The sequence below is a fragment of the Duganella sp. P38 genome (assembly GCF_050859475.1).
GTDB lineage: Bacteria > Pseudomonadota > Gammaproteobacteria > Burkholderiales > Burkholderiaceae_D > Rugamonas.
Genome location: NZ_CP193936.1, coordinates 3,840,774 through 3,857,467, shown reverse-complemented (window position 1 = coordinate 3,857,467; position 16,694 = coordinate 3,840,774). Strand labels below are relative to the sequence as shown.

19 protein-coding genes and 1 pseudogene are annotated in these 16,694 nt (G+C 64.3%); 8 read left to right on the top strand and 12 right to left on the bottom strand.

The genetic code is table 11. From position 1 onward, the window contains the following. Window positions 1-8: 8 nt before the first annotated feature. The 3 genes from ACRQ5J_RS17930 to ACRQ5J_RS17920 all read right to left on the bottom strand — a co-directional run bounded on the left by ACRQ5J_RS17930 (window position 9) and on the right by ACRQ5J_RS17920 (window position 2,581). Entirely contained in the window at window positions 9-887 is an 879-nt protein-coding gene (locus ACRQ5J_RS17930; protein ID WP_432378551.1) for a serine hydrolase, read from the bottom strand. 373 nt (window positions 888-1,260) lie between these two features. Further along, window positions 1,261-1,482 carry a TOBE domain-containing protein gene (locus tag ACRQ5J_RS17925; protein WP_090178885.1) on the bottom strand — a complete coding sequence of 74 codons (222 nt, stop codon included), beginning with the start codon at window positions 1,480-1,482 and terminating at the stop codon, window positions 1,261-1,263. Between the two features lie 82 nt (window positions 1,483-1,564). Further along, window positions 1,565-2,581, bottom strand: a complete 1,017-nt coding sequence (locus ACRQ5J_RS17920; RefSeq protein WP_432378549.1) for a sulfate ABC transporter substrate-binding protein — start codon at window positions 2,579-2,581, stop codon at window positions 1,565-1,567. Window positions 2,582-2,958: 377 nt separating this feature from the next. Here ACRQ5J_RS17920 and ACRQ5J_RS17915 point away from each other — a divergent pair, with 377 nt between their 5' ends. After that, a complete protein-coding gene (locus ACRQ5J_RS17915; protein WP_432378547.1) occupies window positions 2,959-3,507 on the top strand; it encodes an N-acyl amino acid synthase FeeM domain-containing protein in 549 nt (182 codons plus the stop codon). A 271-nt stretch (window positions 3,508-3,778) separates the two neighbouring features. Beyond that, entirely contained in the window at window positions 3,779-4,252 is a 474-nt protein-coding gene (locus ACRQ5J_RS17910; protein WP_432378545.1) for a GNAT family N-acetyltransferase, read from the top strand. Here ACRQ5J_RS17910 and ACRQ5J_RS17905 read toward each other — a convergent pair. Beyond that, window positions 4,249-5,049: a class II glutamine amidotransferase gene (locus ACRQ5J_RS17905; RefSeq protein ID WP_432378544.1), complete on the bottom strand. Its 801-nt coding sequence runs from the start codon at window positions 5,047-5,049 to the stop codon at window positions 4,249-4,251. The two genes, ACRQ5J_RS17910 and ACRQ5J_RS17905, sit on opposite strands and share 4 nt — an antisense overlap. A 155-nt stretch (window positions 5,050-5,204) precedes the next feature. Here ACRQ5J_RS17905 and ACRQ5J_RS17900 point away from each other — a divergent pair, with 155 nt between their 5' ends. Then, window positions 5,205-6,026, top strand: coding sequence for an EAL domain-containing protein (locus tag ACRQ5J_RS17900; protein WP_432378543.1), 822 nt, complete (start codon window positions 5,205-5,207; stop codon window positions 6,024-6,026). 7 nt (window positions 6,027-6,033) lie between these two features. Here ACRQ5J_RS17900 and ACRQ5J_RS17895 read toward each other — a convergent pair whose 3' ends face one another. Then, window positions 6,034-6,369, bottom strand: coding sequence for an energy transducer TonB (locus ACRQ5J_RS17895; protein ID WP_432378541.1), 336 nt, complete (start codon window positions 6,367-6,369; stop codon window positions 6,034-6,036). A 404-nt stretch (window positions 6,370-6,773) separates the two neighbouring features. Between ACRQ5J_RS17895 and ACRQ5J_RS17890 the strand changes: the two genes are divergently transcribed. Beyond that, complete coding sequence (locus ACRQ5J_RS17890) at window positions 6,774-7,349, top strand: YcbK family protein (RefSeq protein WP_432383679.1); 576 nt, start codon at window positions 6,774-6,776, stop codon at window positions 7,347-7,349. Here ACRQ5J_RS17890 and ACRQ5J_RS17885 read toward each other — a convergent pair. Beyond that, entirely contained in the window at window positions 7,346-7,525 is a 180-nt protein-coding gene (locus ACRQ5J_RS17885) for a DUF3460 family protein (protein ID WP_432378539.1), read from the bottom strand. The genes ACRQ5J_RS17890 and ACRQ5J_RS17885 overlap by 4 nt on opposite strands. A 51-nt stretch (window positions 7,526-7,576) precedes the next feature. On the opposite strand from ACRQ5J_RS17885, the gene ACRQ5J_RS17880 reads away from it, so the two are divergent. The 4 genes from ACRQ5J_RS17880 to ACRQ5J_RS17865 are packed head-to-tail and all read left to right on the top strand — an operon-like array spanning window position 7,577 to window position 11,649. Further along, the gene (locus ACRQ5J_RS17880; protein ID WP_432378537.1) at window positions 7,577-7,984 is read left to right on the top strand and encodes a hypothetical protein; all 408 of its coding nucleotides are present in this window, start codon (window positions 7,577-7,579) and stop codon (window positions 7,982-7,984) included. Window positions 7,985-8,019: 35 nt separating this feature from the next. After that, a complete protein-coding gene (locus ACRQ5J_RS17875) occupies window positions 8,020-8,793 on the top strand; it encodes a transporter substrate-binding domain-containing protein (RefSeq protein ID WP_432378535.1) in 774 nt (257 codons plus the stop codon). Between the two features lie 3 nt (window positions 8,794-8,796). Continuing rightward, window positions 8,797-9,459, top strand: a complete 663-nt coding sequence (locus tag ACRQ5J_RS17870) for an amino acid ABC transporter permease (protein WP_432378533.1) — start codon at window positions 8,797-8,799, stop codon at window positions 9,457-9,459. A gap of 60 nt (window positions 9,460-9,519) precedes the next feature. Then, window positions 9,520-11,649, top strand: coding sequence for a putative bifunctional diguanylate cyclase/phosphodiesterase (locus ACRQ5J_RS17865; protein WP_432378531.1), 2,130 nt, complete (start codon window positions 9,520-9,522; stop codon window positions 11,647-11,649). Here ACRQ5J_RS17865 and ACRQ5J_RS17860 read toward each other — a convergent pair. From ACRQ5J_RS17860 to ACRQ5J_RS17835, 6 genes and pseudogenes are all read right to left on the bottom strand, one after another. Then, complete coding sequence (locus tag ACRQ5J_RS17860) at window positions 11,646-12,704, bottom strand: hypothetical protein (protein WP_432378529.1); 1,059 nt, start codon at window positions 12,702-12,704, stop codon at window positions 11,646-11,648. The genes ACRQ5J_RS17865 and ACRQ5J_RS17860 overlap by 4 nt on opposite strands. Before the next feature lie 21 nt (window positions 12,705-12,725). Further along, a complete protein-coding gene (gene flgL / locus ACRQ5J_RS17855) occupies window positions 12,726-13,631 on the bottom strand; it encodes a flagellar hook-associated protein FlgL (protein WP_432378527.1) in 906 nt (301 codons plus the stop codon). A 12-nt stretch (window positions 13,632-13,643) separates the two neighbouring features. Next, window positions 13,644-14,021, bottom strand: a complete 378-nt coding sequence (locus ACRQ5J_RS17850; protein WP_432378525.1) for a flagellar basal body rod C-terminal domain-containing protein — start codon at window positions 14,019-14,021, stop codon at window positions 13,644-13,646. A gap of 145 nt (window positions 14,022-14,166) precedes the next feature. Next, a pseudogene (gene flgK, locus ACRQ5J_RS17845) lies at window positions 14,167-15,042 on the bottom strand (flagellar hook-associated protein FlgK); the annotation flags it as partial. A gap of 93 nt (window positions 15,043-15,135) precedes the next feature. Continuing rightward, window positions 15,136-15,573 (bottom strand): rod-binding protein, encoded by a 438-nt coding sequence (locus tag ACRQ5J_RS17840; protein WP_432378523.1) that lies wholly within the window; start codon window positions 15,571-15,573, stop codon window positions 15,136-15,138. Between the two features lie 8 nt (window positions 15,574-15,581). Further along, window positions 15,582-16,694: a flagellar basal body P-ring protein FlgI gene (locus ACRQ5J_RS17835; protein WP_432378521.1), complete on the bottom strand. Its 1,113-nt coding sequence runs from the start codon at window positions 16,692-16,694 to the stop codon at window positions 15,582-15,584.

Sequence of the window (16,694 nt, the reverse complement as noted above, 5' to 3'; positions counted from 1 at the left end):
ACGGAGGCTTACATCGCGCGGCGCACGCGCTTGGATTTCTTGACCGCCTTTTTCTTGGTCTTAACCGACGCTTTCATGACTTTTGGTTTCTCATCCGGCCCGGCGATCAGGCGGCGAATCTTGATCGCGTCCATATTGCGCACCGACGTCGCGCCGGCGTTGAGCAGCACCAGCGTGTTGTTCTTGCCGCCGGATTTGAAGCGCATGATCAGGCAACGACCAGCCTCTTCGGTATAGCCGGTTTTCGACAGGCCGACGTCCCAGCCCTTGGCGCCGACCATGCGGTTGGTGTTGTGATACTCGACCTTGCGGCCCTTGATCTTGATGATGTCCTTGGTGTCGGTGGTGATGCGGCGGATCTCCGGATAGGCCGAGGCGGCCGCTGCCATTTTGACCAGATCGGTGGCGGTGGACATATTGTGCGGCGACAAACCGGTCGGCTCTTCGATCACGGTCTGGCGCAGGCCCAGCGTGCGGATCTTGTTGCGTACCGCCATGCGGAACGCCGGCGCGCCGCCAGGATAGGTGCGGGCCAGCGAGGCGGCGGCGCGGTTGTCTGACGACATCAGCGCCAGTTGCAGCACATCGCCGCGCGAGAGTTCGGCGCCGACCGGCACGCGCGAGGCGCTGTGCTTCAGCGTATCGACGTCAGCGCGATCGATTTCGATCATCTCGTTCATGTCGAGTTTGGCGTCCAGCACCACCATCGCGGTCATCAGCTTGGTCAGCGAGGCGATTGGCACTTGTTCATCGGCATTCTTTTCGAGCAGCACTTTGCCGGTGGCGTCTTCGACCACCAGTACCGACTGCGAGCCGAGCTGCGGACCGGCGGCGAACGTCACCGCGGTAAACGAGCTCAGCAAAACAGCAACAATTTTCTTCAGCATGGTTTGAAATCAGGGAATAGGGAGTCTATCGGACACGTCGGGGCGACGTGGCGCGCGTAAAAATAGCCAAATAACTCTAGCTATACGGCAATATTCTCTAGGGAATAGACGATAACATTAAAGTGCCTTCTCGTCTATCGTGTGTAAGTTGCGGATTCCTTTATTTTTTTATTCCTAAGCTGGTCTTAAGGAAGGCGGGTGGGCTGGGCTAATGGCATGCTTGCGTGGGGGAATCGACTTGGCGCCGCATTGGTCGTCGCGTATGGGTTCCCGCCTGCGCGGGAACGACGGGGGAAGACAAAAGCCCCGAGGCGGGAGTCCTCGGGGCTTCTGCGGTCTTGCTGTCGCGGCGGCGGCCGCGACGGGGGCTTGCCTAGTTGCCGATCTTGGCGATCGATACTTCGGTGGATTTCACCAGCGCGATCACTTCGCTGCCCACTTTCAGGTCCAGGTCCTGGATCGAGCGCGAGGTGATCACCGAGGTGACGATGCCATGCTGGGTTTCCACATCGACTTCCGAGACGACCGGGCCAAAGATGATTTCCTTGATCTTGCCACGGAATTGATTGCGTACATTAATTTCAGAAATGGCCATCGTGCTTCCTTTTGTCTGGTTGGTTCACGCAGCCAGATTACGGGCGCGGCGGCCGTTTGCAAACGAATCTATCCGAATAATGTTATTTGTTATAAATCTTGTCGAACTCGGCGCCGTCGGCAAAGTGCTTGGCCTGGGCTGCCTTCCAGCCGCCGAACACCTCGTCGATGGTGAACAGGCTGACCTGGCGGAAATTGGCGTTATATTTCTTGAACGCTTTTTCCGAGCGCGGGCGCAGCGAGTGCCTGGCGATGATTTCCTGCCCCTCTTCGCTGTACAGGAAGTTGATGTAGCCGGTCGCCTGCTTGCGCAGGTTGCGCTTGTCGACCACCTTGTCGACCACCGCCACCGGCGATTCGGCCAGGATGGAGATCGACGGATAGACCACGTCGAACTTGTCGCCGAATTCCGCGCGCACCAGGTTGACTTCGTTTTCAAACGTCACCAGCACGTCGCCGATTTCACGCTGGGTGAAGGTGGTGGTGGCGCCGCGCCCGCCGGCGTCCAGCACCGGCACGTTCTTGAAGATCTTGCCGACCAGGTCGCGCGCCTGCGCTTCGTTGCCGCCTTTCTTGATCACGGCGCCCCAGGCGGCCAGGTAGGTGTAGCGGCCGTTGCCGGAGGTTTTAGGGTGGGGAATGATGACCTTGACGCCAGGCTTGGCCAGGTCGGCCCAGTCCTTGATCTGCTTCGGATTGCCCTTGCGCACCGGGTACACCATGGTCGAGTAGAACGGCGAGGCATTGTGCGGGAATTTCTTGGCCCAGTCGGCCGAAACCACGCCGCGCTCGACCAGGATGTCGATGTCGTTGGCCTGGTTCATGGTCACGACCGAGGCTTCCAGGCCGTCCGCCACCGAGCGCGCCTGCTTGGACGAGCCGCCGTGCGACTGGTTGACGTCGACGCTTTCGCCGGTGGTTTTCTTCCACTGGGCGCTGAAGGCTGGATTAATTTCCTTGAACAGCTCGCGCGTGACGTCATAGGCGGCGTTCAGCAGCACGGCGTCCGCCGCGTGCGCTTGCGGCAGGCCGAGCAGGGTGGCCGAGGCGGCCAGGAACGACGATAAAACGACGCGGCGCGTGGTATTTTTAGTGGTCATCATCAGCTTTCGTAAAATAGAAGCACTTCTATATGCGTAGAACCACCAATTATGGGGCTTTTCGGGGCCACGTCTAATACTCGTTTGGCATATTGATATTCCAGCGCCAATTGTGGCGCACCGCACCGCACAATTTAACATTCGTGCGCGCATTTGCTGGCGAAATGCTAGGCTGCCGTTTTTTTGTGCGCAACAAACGGGAAGCTGAAAGTGCAAGAGGACGACTCAATAGTCTCATTCGGGGTGAGACATGACCTCGTAATCGGCGAAGGGCAGGCGGAAGCAGCCCTCGACCATCCACTGGATCAGCAAATGTTTCACATTCGCATGGCCAATTCGCAAGGCCGGCGTGAAGCTGCCAGCATGTTGTTGAAAAAATGTATGGCTGGCGCGGCTACTCGGTCGATCCGCACGCGGTCCACGCCGCCAACAAAATCACGCTGTTCGCAGAAAGCTGTGGCGACACCGTCGGCACCATGTCGCTGTGCCTGGACAACGATGAAATCGGCCTGCCGGCCGACGAGAATTTCCGCGACAAGCTCGACGAACTGCGTGCCGCCCGGCGTCGCCTGTGCGAGCCGTCGCGGCTGGCCATCGAGCACGGCGTCTCCAAGCGCGTGTTCGCCTCGATGATCCATATCTCCTATATCTACGCGCACAACATCCACGGCTATACCGACTACGTGATCGAGGTCAATCCGCGCCATGTCATGTTCTACAAGCGCATGCTGGGCTTTAGCGACTTTGGCGGCATGCGCCAGTGCACGCGCGTCGGCGCGCCGGCCGTGCTGCTGCGGCTGGACCTGGCCTATATGGGCGAGCAAATCCGCAAGTTCGGCGGCATGATGGAGCAGATTCCCAGCGAGCGCTCGTTCTATCCGTATTTTTCCCGACCTGGGACGAGCCGGGCATCACCGGCCGCCTGATGCGCGAACAGCAACAGGCGACGCCGCTGCTGCTGCAGCCGCAGCAGAGCGCGGCCGCCTTGGTGTAGAATTTCGCGCGGAAAAGGAATCGCATATGCATTGTCGAAAACATTCGTGGGCAAATACCTGATCCCCACTAGTCTGGCATCCGACGGCCTTACTCAGCATGGTGTATAGTCGTTACCAGCACTAAAGTAATGTTTTGTGAGCCTAAATGAGTCTTGAAATTCGTATTGCTGCTTCAACTGACGCGGAGGCAGCGTGCACTGTATTGCGCCGGTCGATCAAGGAGTGCTGCGAGCTGGATCATCGGAACGAGCCCGCCATCCTGGACGCCTGGTTAGGCAATAAAACGCCGCAGATGGTGGCGAACTGGTTCAGTTCGCCGACCAATTTTTCGCTGGTCGCGATCAGCGAAGGCACGGTTGTCGGCGTCGCCTTGCTGACCGGCGCCGGCAAGCTGGCCTTGTGCTATCTGCTGCCGGAGGCGCGCGGCCGCGGCGTCGGCAAGGCGCTGCTGCAGCGGGTCGAGGAGCAGGCCTGCGCCTGGGGTGTGAAGGCGCTGCAACTGCACAGCACGGCCACGGGCAAGGATTTCTTCGCCGCGCGCGGCTACACCGACGCCGGCAAGGTGCGCTCGCCGTATGGCGTGGAGACGGTGTTCTTCTGGAAGCAGCTCGACGAGGACGCCACGTGCCCGAACGCGCCCAAGCGCAAGAAGTTTTGCAATTGTAATACCGGTTAATACGCCACTTTCAGATTATCCCGCCGTTCCGGCGCCGCCCCCACTTCCACGCCGCCGGCGAACAATTTCAGTTCGCCCGCGCCAAATTGCGTCCAGCGTTCGTTGGAGGTCAGCGGCTGGGTGGCGATGACGGCGATGCGGTCGTCGAGGTGGTTGTGGCGGTTGAAGTCGATGCTGAGGTCGCAATCGATCAGGTGCGCCACCGAGAACGGATATTCGCGCACCACCACGTGCAGGTCGGTGCTGCAATGGGCGAACAGCAGTTCGCCATTGGACAGGATGAAATTGAAGGCGCCGTGGCTGGCGATCTCGCCGGCCAGCGTTTCCAGCGCCGCGTACAGCAGGTGGCGCGGCGGCTGCGTGGCGAAGCGTAGCGCCAGGCCGGACAGCAGATGGCAGAAGGCGCGCTCGCTGTCGGTGTCGCCCCACGGCGCGTACAGGCTGGGATTGGGGTCGAATAATTTGAGGTCGCCGTTGTGCGCGAACGACCAGGTCTGGCCCCACAGCTCGCGCGTGAACGGGTGGCTGTTCTCCAGCGACACGCGGCCCTGCGTGGCCTTGCGGATGTGCGCCACCACGCTGCGCGCCTTGATCGGACTCTGCTTGAGCTGCGCCGCCAGCGGCGAGTGGATCGACGGCAGGTAATCGGTGTACAGGCGGCAGCCGCTGGCGGTGTGCAGGGCGATGCCCCAACCGTCCTTGTGCTCGCCGGTGCGGCCGCCGCGTTCGGCAAAGCCGGCAAAGGAAAAGTCTACCGCAGCCGGTTTATGGCTGCTCATCGCGAGGAGTTGGCACATGGCGGGAGGGCGGAGTTAAACGATGTCCCACGATAAAGCGCGCGCGGCCGCGCCGGAACGAATGTTTTGGCATATCCATAGGCGAAAGCATTCGTTCTGCTTTGCTGCCGGCGCGCATACGCTGTCGACATTGTCAGTATCCCAAGAGGAATTCCATGTCATTTCCCATCCTGCAGAAGTACCTGGCGCGTTTATCCGACGCCACCGGCGCCGCTTCCAGCATCTGGCTCGATCACGAGGGCAAGGCGCAAGGGCGGTTTTTCAATTGCACCATGAGCAGCGCGTTCCAGCCCATCCGCCAGCTCGACAGCGGCGCGGTGCAGGCCTACGAGGGGCTGGCGCGCAGCGTGTCGGCGCAGGACCAGGGGCTGTCGCTGTGGAAGCTGCTTGACCACGCGGCCAGCGACGATGAGTCGATCGAGCTCGACCGGCTGTGCCGGATGCTGCATGCGATTAATTTCTTCCGCCAGGCCAGCGCCCCGGGCGCCGACCTCTACCTGAACGTGCACGACCGTCTGCTGAGCGCGGTCAGCAGCAATCACGGCCACGCTTTCCGCCGCATCCTCGATGCGCTGGAACTGCCGCTGGAGCGCGTGGTGCTGCAACTGCCGGCAGCGACGCCGCAGCAGGGCTGGCTGTTGAATTATGTGTCGGACAATTATCGCCGCAATGGCTTCCGCTTCGCGGTCAACGTCAACAGTCCGCATGCGGCGTCTGGCGTGCTGGATCGCTTGCGGCCGGATGCCTTCAAGCTCGATGCGCGGGAATTACAGGACAGGGCGGGACTGGAACAACTGCTGCAGCGTTGCGCTGCTGCCCGGGTGGCGGTGGTGTTCAAGCGGGTCGAAACACCGCAACACCTGGCGGCTCTGCGCGAAATCAGCGCGGCCGCAGGCGTGTCACTACTGGTGCAAGGGTATCTGCTGGACGAACCGCGCGCGGCATTGATTCAGGAGCCGGCGCGGTGGGCAGCATGAGCCGCACTTAGTTCAGAACCCATTTGTATTGCACCTGGGCCCAGACCGGTGCGGCGCCGTTGGCGGCCGGCTGGAATTTGCAGCCGGTGCTGGCGCGCAGCGAGGCTTTGTCCAGGGCGACGTGGCCGCTCGACGAGATCACCTTGGTTTCCTGCACATTGCCTTTGGCGTCCACCAGCACGGCCAGTTTCACATTGCCTTGCAGTTCGTCGTCTTGCCATGCGCTACGGTACGCAGGGGCTTCGCAGTCGCCGGCGGCCAGGCGCGAATCGGTCGCTGCGCTGGCTGGGTTGAGGGTGGACAGCGAAATCAGGCCGAGGGCGATAATGGAACGGATGATCATAATGGACTCCAATGAATTAGTTCGTCGGGAAAACAATCTGGTATGACTGAACTATACTGCGTCGCATCATATATGGATACTTTATTGTTGGAATGCCAGCCATCAGTAAAATATATAACTATGCAGCAAAAGCAGTTTCCGATACACAATGCCTGAGTCATCCGTACAGCTGTATCATTTCTTAAGCGTAAGTTAAGGCGGTTTGTGCTTCCCTCCGCATAGGCTATAGTAGCAACATTGCTTTTCATGGATAAACTATGGCATCGCGCAGAGATTTCATTCAGCGGGGCGTCGGCCTGACTGCCGCCAGCTTCTTGTCTGTGCCTTTGATTGGTTGCGCTTCGACCAGCGCTCCATTGCGGCATAGCAACATGACAACCAGCACGCCGCAGCCGGCCCGGCAGATGGCGCGCGCTTCCGAGCAGTCGGCGCCGTCGGGCAGCGGCATGCTGGAACCACCACCGGATATTTTCGACGCCCAGGCGCTGGACCTGGAGTTCTGGCTGCGGCCGCGCACCATCGAGGTGGTGCGCCCGGCCAGCAAGGAAAGAGCCAAGCTGCTGTACTGGCGCGATGGCGAGATCATCCAGTCGGCTTACGAGGATTTGTGCCACCTGATGCGGGACGTCAACGGCGGCAACGAAACCCGCAACATCGATCCCAAGTTGTTCGAAACCTTGTGGGGCACGCAGGCCTTCGTGCAGCGCTACGGCATCGAGGGGCCGCTGGAGATCCTGTCCGGCTACCGCACGCCGGCGTCCAACAGCAAGCTGCGCGAGGCGGGCGTGCCGGCCGCGCGCCAGTCGCTGCACATGGTCGGCCGGGCGGCCGACATCCGCATCGCCAATCTGAATTCCGATGTGCTGGGCGGGCTGGTCAAGAGTTTCCGTCAGGGCGGCGTCGGCTTCTACTACCGCGCCGGTCCGCGCGGCGGCTGGATCCATGCCGATACCGGCCTGCAGCGCACCTGGAAAGGCTAATCGTAGTAGTACGGCGAGCGCGGCACCTCGTCCTGGCGGTTGTCCACCCCGGGCCGGACCGGGATGGTCCACCAGCGGCGCCAGGCGCGCACCTGGTCGCGTTCCACTTCCGGATGCTGGTGCAGGAAGCTGTCCATGAACTGCTCAAACTCGGATACATAGTGCTGGCTCTTCATGCTGTGTCCTCCTATCGATTACACTGTCGGCTGAGAGATTAAGGGACAGGTATGCAAGATATTAATCCGCCACGTTTCCGGCCGGTGCCATGGAGCCCGCTGGAAACACCGGCAGACGTGGAACTCTGGGTCGAGGAGCACAACCAGGCGCTGCAACAGCACATCGGCCAGCACGAAACCGGCTATGGCGTGTGCTTTACGCTGGCCGAGGGCGGCGAGATCTATATGCAGACCACGCAGGACGGCCACATCGTGCTGGACGTGACCGAAGAAGCCGCATGGGTGGCGCCGCTGATCATGGCCGCCGCGCACGTCGGCGAGGCGCCGCCGGGCCGCATCTGGGTGCTGCCCGATGATAAGCTGGTGCAGTTGTTGATCGGGCTCAGCGGCCTGATCGCGAGTTCCATCCTGGTCGTCGGCCATGACTTCGGCCGGCGTCGCCGCATGGGCGCGTGGTAGGCTGCGGCCTTGGCGTCCACCTTGAAAGGATTTCCATGCTCAAACGCGAATTTTTACTGGCGCTGGTGCTCGCTGTGGCGCTGCCGGCCGGCGCCGCCGATCTGCTGGACACGGTCAAGGCGCGCGGCACGCTGAAGGTGGCGCTGGAAGGCACGTATCCGCCATTCAATTACAAGGAAAAGACCGGCGCGCTGGCCGGCTACGACGTCGATGTGGCCAGGCTGCTGGCGGCGAAGCTGGGCGTCAAGGTGGAGTTTGTCAGCAGCGAGTGGGCCAGCATTCTGGCCGGGCTGGCCGCCAATAAATACGACGTGATCATTTCGCAGGTGGGCATCAATCCCAAGCGCGAGCAGGCTTTCGATTTCTCGCAGCCGTATATTTATTCGATGCCGCAACTGATCGTGCGCAACAACGAGACCGCCGCCTACAAATCGCTGGCCGATCTCAAGGGCAAGAAGCTGGGCGTGGGGCAGGGCAGCGTCTATGAGCAGCAGGCCAGGGCGGTGCCCGGCATCGAGGTGCGCAGCTATGCGGCGGCGCCGGACACCATGGCGGACCTGGCGGCCGGCCGCATCGACGCCGCGCTCAATGACAGCCTGATGTCGGCCTACCTGCTGAAGATTTCCAGGCTGCCGATCAAGGCCGGCGCCCAGGTCGGCGCGACCGAGCGCATGGGCATCCCGTTCAGGAAGGGCAATCCGGCATTCAGGCAGGCGCTGAACAAGGCGCTGGAAGAGGCGGCAGCCGATGGCAGCCTGAAGGCGATCTCGGTCAAGTGGTTCGGCGTCGACGTCAGCAAGGCGCCGTAAGCGATGGCGTGGCTGGAGCTGCTGCGCGAGGCTGCGCCGGTGATGCTGCGCGGCGCCGGCTATACGGTGCTGTTCGCGCTGGCGGCGATGGTCGGCGGCCTGTTGATCGGTTTCCCGGTGGCGCTGCTGCGCATGCTGCCGCAGCGCCTGCTGGCGTGGCCGGCCAACGTCTATGTCAGCCTGATGCGTGGCACGCCGCTGCTGGTGCAGATGTTCGTCCTCTATTACGGCCTGCCCAGTGTCGGCGTCGAGTTGCCGCCGGTGACGGCCGGCATTCTGGCGCTGAGTCTGAACTCGGGCGCCTTCCTGTCCGAAAGCCTGCGCGGCGCCGTCGCTGCCGTGCCCCGCGGGCAGTGGGCGGCCAGCTACAGCCTCGGCCTGGGCTACTGGCCGACGCTGTACCACGTGGTGCTGCCGCAGGCGCTGCGGGTGGCCGTGCCGGCCATGAGCAACACGCTGATCAGCCTGATCAAGGACACCTCGCTGGTGTCGGTCATCACGCTGACCGAGCTGATGCTGGCGACCAAGGAAGTCATTTCCACCACCTTCCAGCCCTTGCCGCTGTACCTGGCGGCGGCCGCCATCTATTGGGCGCTGAGCCTGCTGTTCGAGGCGCTGCAACGGCGCGCGGAACAACGCTTGAACCGCGCGCACCGCTCCCGGTAGCCGGTTTTCTCGACATCGCCGTGGCTTGATGTTAGTCTAAAGACATCAACGAAGGGGTGTATGGAGAAGACTCTGCACGCTGAACTGCCGGGCTTGTCGGTGCTGACCGACCCGGCCGCGCTCACGCCTTACGCTACGGCGGACCAGCCCGCCGAGCCGGCCGGCTTCAATGATATCTACCTGCTGGCGCCGGTCGGCTATTTCGTGCTGTCGTTCGACAGCACCATCGTGCAGATGAACGTGGTGGGCGCCGACCTGCTGGAGCTGCCCCGCGCCAATCCGGAGCGCGCCACGCTGCGCCAGTTCGTCGCGCCGCGCTTCCTGGACGACTTCGACCGCTGGCTGCGGCGCGCCGTCAACAGCGCCCAGCCCGAGCAGTGCAACCTGCAGCTGCAGCGCAGCCGCGGACAGCAGGGCTTTCCGGTGTCGCTGCGCGCCAGCGCCGACACCGGCGGCCAGGGCGTGCGGGTGGTGCTGGAGCTGGCCGAGGGCAAGCTGGCCGCGCTCGAACGCAGCGAGGAGCGTTTCCGCCGCATCGTCCACAACGCCGAGGAAGGCATCTGGGAAATCGACGCCGCCGCTCGCACCAGCTTCGTCAATCCGAAGATGGCGCAGATGCTCGGCTACGCGATCGAGGAGATGCTGGAGCAGCCGCTGGTGGCCTTCATGGACGAGGAGGGCCGCGCCATCCTCGAGCGCAATATCGCGCGCCGCCAGCAGGGCATGGCCGAGCGCCACGAGTTCAAGTTCATCCGCAAGGATGGCAGCGACCTGTGGGCCACGCTGGCCACCAATCCCATTTTCGACGGCGACGGCGCCTACCGCGGCGCGCTGGCGCTGGTCAGCGACATCACCGCCAGCCGCGCCTCCGCCGAGCTGATCTGGCAGCAAGCGAATTTCGACGCGCTGACCGCGCTGCCGAACCGCCATATGTTCCAGGACCGGCTCGGCCAGGAACTGAAGAAGGCGCGCCGCGACGGCTCGCTGCTGGCGCTGCTGTTCATCGACCTCGACGGCTTCAAGCAGGTCAACGACACGCTCGGCCACGCGCAGGGCGACGCGCTGCTGGTGGAGGCGGCGCGCCGCATCGGCCGTGGCGTGCGCAGCTCGGACACGGTGGCGCGGCTGGGCGGCGACGAATTCACCGTGATCCTGGCGGGGCTGGAGCAGGCCAGCGTGGTCGACCGCATCGCCCAGAACCTGCTGGCCATGCTGAACCGGCCGTTCGCGCTGGGCACGGCGCAGCCGTCGATTTCGGCCAGCGTCGGCATCGCCATGTACCCGGCCGACGCCGCCGCGCCGGACGAGCTGCTGCGCAGCGCCGACCAGGCGATGTACGCCGCCAAGCAGAGCGGGCGCAACCGCTACAGCTATTTCACCCGCGACTTGCAGCTGGCGGCGCAGGCGCGCCAGCAGGTGACGCTGGACCTGCGCACGGCGCTGCAGCACGAGCAGTTCGAGCTGCACTACCAGCCGATCGTCAACCTGCGCAGCGGCAAGATCGAGCGGGCCGAGGCGCTGCTGCGCTGGCGCCACCCGCAGCGCGGCCTGCTGACGCCGGCCGAGTTCCTGCCGTTTGCCGAATCCGGCGGCCTGATGCTGGAAATCGGCGACTGGGTGTTCCGCCAAGCGGCGCGCCAGGCGCGCGACTGGCAGGATGCGCTGGGCGCCAGCTTCCAGGTCAGCATCAACCAGTCGGCGGCGCAGCTGCGCGGCGATACCGCCGTGTATGTCGACTGGCTGAAGCACGCCACCCAGCTCGGCCTGCCGCCGCGCAGCATCGTGCTGGAAATTACCGAGGGCGTGCTGATGGATGGCTCGGCGCGCGCCGCCGAGCGCCTGCGCGACTTGCGCGAGATGGGCTTGCAGGTGGCGCTGGACAACTTCGGCACCGGCTACTCGTCGCTGTCGCACCTCAAGCATTTCGGCATCGACCTGCTCAAGCTCGACCACAGCTTCATCCAGCACATGGTGTACGACAGCGGCGACCTGGCGATGTGCGAGGCGCTGATCGTCATGGCGCACAAGCTGGGGCTGCGGGTGGTGGCGGAGGGCGTGGAAACCAGCGCGCAGAGCGGGCTGCTGTCGATGGCCGGCTGCGACTACGCGCAGGGCTATGTGTTTGCCGGCGCGCTGCCGGCCGGCGAGCTGGCGGCGCTGGCCAAGCGCGGCCTGAGCCTACTGCACTAGTTGCGCAGGCCGAGCAGCGACAGCACGCGGTCGCGGCTGATGCCGGCCAGCGCCGAGGTGATCGACAGCAGCGACTGGTAGCCGGGCTGCCTGGTGGTGGTGACGAAGTTCTGCGCCACCTGGTCCATGCCGCTGCGGGTGTCGGCCGGCGCCGCGTTCTGCACGCGCGCGGCCACCTGGGCCAGCGCCTGGCGCACGGTGGCGATCGACTGCTCGATCTTGGCCAGCGCGCCCACCACCTGCGCCAACGTGGCGCGGATCGATTCGGCGTCCAGCACCTGCCAGTTGTCCGGCTCGATCTGCGGCGCCGCGGCCTCGGCCTTCACGCGGTTCAGCGCGCCGGTCGGGAAGCGGATGCCGCCGCCCTGCACGGCGATGGTGTCGCGCACGGTGGTCCATTGCGACTCCGGCGTGGAAAACTCCAGCTGGCCGTCGTCGTTGACGCGGGTGCGCACGCCGGCCGGCGCCAGCGCCTCGTCGAAGCGCTGGGCGATCTGCGCGTCGCTGAGGCCGGCTTCGAGCACGACCGAACGGACGTTCTGGCCGCCGCCGACCGACACCGCGATCACTTCGCGGCCGCCGTTGCGCAGGTTGGCCAGGCTCATGCCGCGCACGGTAAAGCTGGTTTCGCTGCCCTTGCTGTTGAATTTGAGCTGGGCGTCGAGCGTGCCGCCGGTGGCGCTGTTGCGGTTGCGCCAGCTGTTGCTGAACTGGCGCACGCGCGCCTCCAGCGTGCCGTCGGTGCGCTGGCGGTTGGCCAGGCGGGCGCTGAGGTCGGCCTTCAGGCTGCGCAGCTGGCCGGCGCTTTGTTCGAGGAAGTCCAGCGCCTGCTGGGCGCCGGAAATGTCTTTTTGCAACGGCTGGTCCCAGTTGCTCAGGCCGCGGCGCAGCGGGGCGGCCGAGGTCGGCGTCGGGTTGACCGGCGTGCTGGTGGCGGCGTTCTGGCCGTTCAGCCCCAGCGAGGTGCCGTCCACCGCGGTGGCATTGCCCGCGTTGTTACCGGCCTGGGTGCCGGGAACCAGGACTTGCGGCGTGGAGGTGGACGTGATTTGCATACGCGGACGGAAGCAGGGAAGTTACAGGACGTTGAACAACGACAGGCTGCTGATCTTCGAGTACGCCTTGTACGAGGCTTGCAGCGCGGTGTTGTAGCCGTTCAGCTCAGTGACGGCGCCGGCCACGTCCAGCGAGCCGAGGTCGAGGATCGCGGTCTGGTTCGACAGGCTGACGTTGGCGTGATTGCTGTCGAGCGTGGCCATGACGTTCTGGGCGCCGCCGAACGCCGCGATCTTGCCGGCGATCAGGTCCAGCGTGGCCATGGCGCCGTCCATATTCTGTTTCAGCGCGGTGGCCTTGTCCACCGGCGCGGCCGGGTCCTCGTTCAGCGCGGCAATGGTGGCGTCCATCTGGTTGAGCAGCGACTCCAGGCCCTTGACGTCGACGTTGACGGTCTGCGTGATGCCGTTGCCGATCACCGATTTCTGCTCGTTGGTGTTGCCGGAGAACGAGTAGCGCGAGCCGGGCGGCTGGGTGGCGTCGATTTTCATGGCCGGCGTGCCGGTCAGCGTACCCGAGAATACATAGCGGCCTTCCTGGTCCTTCTGGTTGGCCGAGTAGTACAGGCTGTCGCGCAGCGCCTCGAGCGTGCTGACCATCGACTTCAGGTCGTCCGGCGTGTTGCTGGCGTCCGAGGCCCAGACCAGCAGGTCGTGGCTCTGCGTGATGTCGTTGGCCATGCTTTGCAGATAGGTTTCGTTGGTGGCCAGGCGGATCTTGATCGAGGCGATGTTGCTGCGGTACTGGCCGACCAGCGCTTCCTCGCGGTCCAGGCGCGACAGGCGCACGGCGGTGATCGGATCGTCCGACGGCACGTCGATCTTGTTGCCGCTGGCGATGCGGGTGGTCAGCGACGACAGCGCGCTCTGGTTGAACTGCAGGCCGCGGGTCATCGTGGCCTGGAACTGGGCAGTGGCGATACGCATTCAGGCTACTCCTTAGTTGAACATTTGCAGCGTGGACTCGAACAGCGTGTTGGCCACGGCAATCACCTTCATGTTCGCTTGGTACATATTCTGGAATTCCATCAGGTTGATGGCTTCCTCGTCGGTATTGACGGCGCTGGTCGACTTCCAGTCGTCTTCGGACTGGCTGCGGATCGTGGTGGCGGTGGTCAGCTGCGACTGGTTCTGCTGGCTGACGATGCCCAGCTTGCCGACGATCTGGGTGTCGGCGTCGCTCAGCAGCACGTTGCCGAGGCCGGTCAGGGCGATCGGCTCGCCCTTGACGTCGATCAGTTTTTGCAGGTTGGCGCTGTCGCCCTGGGTGCCGTCGCTGGAGAACGCCGAGGTCGGCGGTGGTGAAGCCGGCGGCAATCTTCAGCAGGCCGGTCGAGCTGGCGTCGTTGAAGACGAACAGGTCGATGCCCGGGGTGCCGGTGTCGCCCGGCACGGCCGGATCGGCGTCGCCCTTGGAGCCGGCCTTCAGCACGTCATTGATCTTGGTGGCCATCTGCTCGGCGATTTCGCGGATATTGGCGCGCAGCGGTTGCAGCGTGGTGTCGCGGTAGCTGCCCAGGCCGCCCAGCTGGCCGCCGACCTTGGTGTCGTCCAGCTTGAAGGTGCTGGTGGCGAATTTCAGCGTCAGCGTGGTGGCGCCGGCCGCGGTGGTGTAGGCCAGCGTGGCGGCCATGTTGGACACCACCAGCGGCTCGCCGCTCTTCAGCGACACGCTGGTGGTACCGTCCGGGTTGTCCAGCACTTCCACCGCCACCTGCGCGGCGACGCCGTCGATCAGCTGGTCGCGCTTGTCGATCAGCGCCGAGGTGTTGGTGCCGTTGGCGCCGACCGCGACGATCTGCTGGTTCAGCGCGGCGATGCCGGCCAGCGCCTCGTTAATCGACGGCAGCATCGCGGTTTGCTGCTGCTGGATCGACAGCAGCTGGTTCGAGGTGACGTTGTAGATCGAGTTGATCTGCTGCGCCATCGAATCGGCCGAGGTGATCACCTGCTGGCGCAGCGGCGACGAGGTCGGGTCGACGCCGGCCGCGTTGAGCGCCTTGAAGAAGTTGTCGATGCCATAGCTGATGCTGGCCTTGCTGTCGCTCATTACCTTTTCCATCTGGGTCAGGTAAGGCTGCACTTGCTGGCGCGAGCCGAGGTCGGAATTGGCGCGCCACATGGCCTGCGATTTGTAGCTGTCGCTAAAGCGCAGCAGCGCGCCCACTTGCACGCCGTTGCCCGGCGACATGGAACCGGCGTCCGAGGCGATCGCCTGCAGCAGCGCGCCCTGGCGGGTGTAACCCTTGGTTTGCGAGTTGGCGATATTCTGACTGACGGTGTTCAGGGCAGCCTGGGCGGCCAGGGCGCCCGACAAAGCGTTGTAGGTGATGGTCATGTAGCGGGTCTTTCCTGGTGAAGTCCGAAGGGCCCGTGGGTGACTGCAACAGGGCTGGCGCCCACCGGTCCGATATCAGTAAGAGGCGACCGATTATTGCTGCTGATTAAGCGTTTTCGACGGTGTCGCGCTTAAATTTTGCGAGCCGGCAACACTGTTCACGGCCGCCGCTTGCTGTTGTGGCAATAACTGGCGCAGGATGGCGTCGGCCACGCCGAAGGCGCGGCGATTGGCCAGCTGGTCGGCCACCAGGTTGTCGGCCATGTCCAGCATATCGTCGTTGATGCGGCTCTTGCTTGGGCTGTCGTCGGCGGCAAACGCGCGCGTGCCTTCGCGCATCTGGTGCAGCATCTTGCCGATGAAGAAACTTTCAAACTTGACCGCCGCCTCGGTGGCCTTGGCGCGGTAGGCCGGATCGACCGGGTCGCCCGGCTGCGCCGGCTGGGCCGCCACCGCGTTCGGGCTCAGCTGGCCGGCGGTGCCGTTGGCCAGCAGGCGGGCGGGGGAGAACTGGCTGTTGTCGTAGCTCATGGGTATCCTTAAATAACGACCAGTTCGCCTTCGATGGCGCCGGCCTGGTCCAGCGCCTGCAGGATGGCCATGATGTCGTCCGGCGTCGCGCCCAGGCTGTTGACCACGTCGATGATGGTTTGCAGCTTGGCGCCGGCCGGCCAGTTGAACATCTGCGCCGGCCCCTGGTCGGCGCTGACCTGCGACTGCGGCGCGGCCACGGTCTGGCCGCCGGCCAGCGCGTTCGGCTGGCTGACCTTGGTCGATTCGGAAATCACTACCTTCAGCGAGCCGTGGGTGACGGCGGCCGCGCGCACGCGCAGGCCCTCGGCGATCACCACGGTGCCGGTGCGCGAATTGAACACCACGCGCGGCGCGTCGACGCCGACGTCGACGTTCATCGCCTCCAGCTTGGCCATGAAGGCCACGCGCTGGGTCGGGTTGGCGGGCGCCACCACGTCGACGCTGGTGGCGTCGCTGGCGGTGGCGATGTCGCCGAAGCGCTTGTTGATCGAATCGACAATATTGATCGCGGTCTGGAAGTGCGGGTGGCGCAGCGACAGGCGCACGGTCGGCTTGCTGGTGAAGTCGGTCGGGATTTCGCGCTCAATGTTGGCGCCGCTTGGAATCCGGCCCGAGGTCGGCGTGTTGACGGTGATCGACGAGCCGGACTTGCCCTGGGCGCTGAAGCCGCCCACCACCACATTGCCCTGCGCCAGCGCATACACCTCGCCGTCGGCCGCGCGCAGCGGCGTCAGCAGCAGGGCGCCGCCGCGCAGGCTCTTGGCGTCGCCCATCGAGGAGACGGTGACGTCGATGCTCTGGCCCTTGCGGTAGCCGGGCGGGAACACCGCCGACACCATCACGGTGGCGACGTTCTTCGACTTGGCGTCGGTGCCGTCCGGCACCTTGACGCCGAACTGCTTGAGCATATTGATCACCGACTGGCTGGAAAACTTGACCTGGGTCGAGTCGCCGCTGCCGTTCAGGCCGACCACCAGGCCGTAGCCGACCAGCGGATTGTCGCGCACGCCTTCGATGGCGACCAGGTTGCGCAGCGCCTGCGCGGCCTGCGCCGGCGCGGTGGCGCCCAGCGTCAGGCTGAGGGCCAGGGTCAGGGCGATAAGCTTGCGGAAATTCAT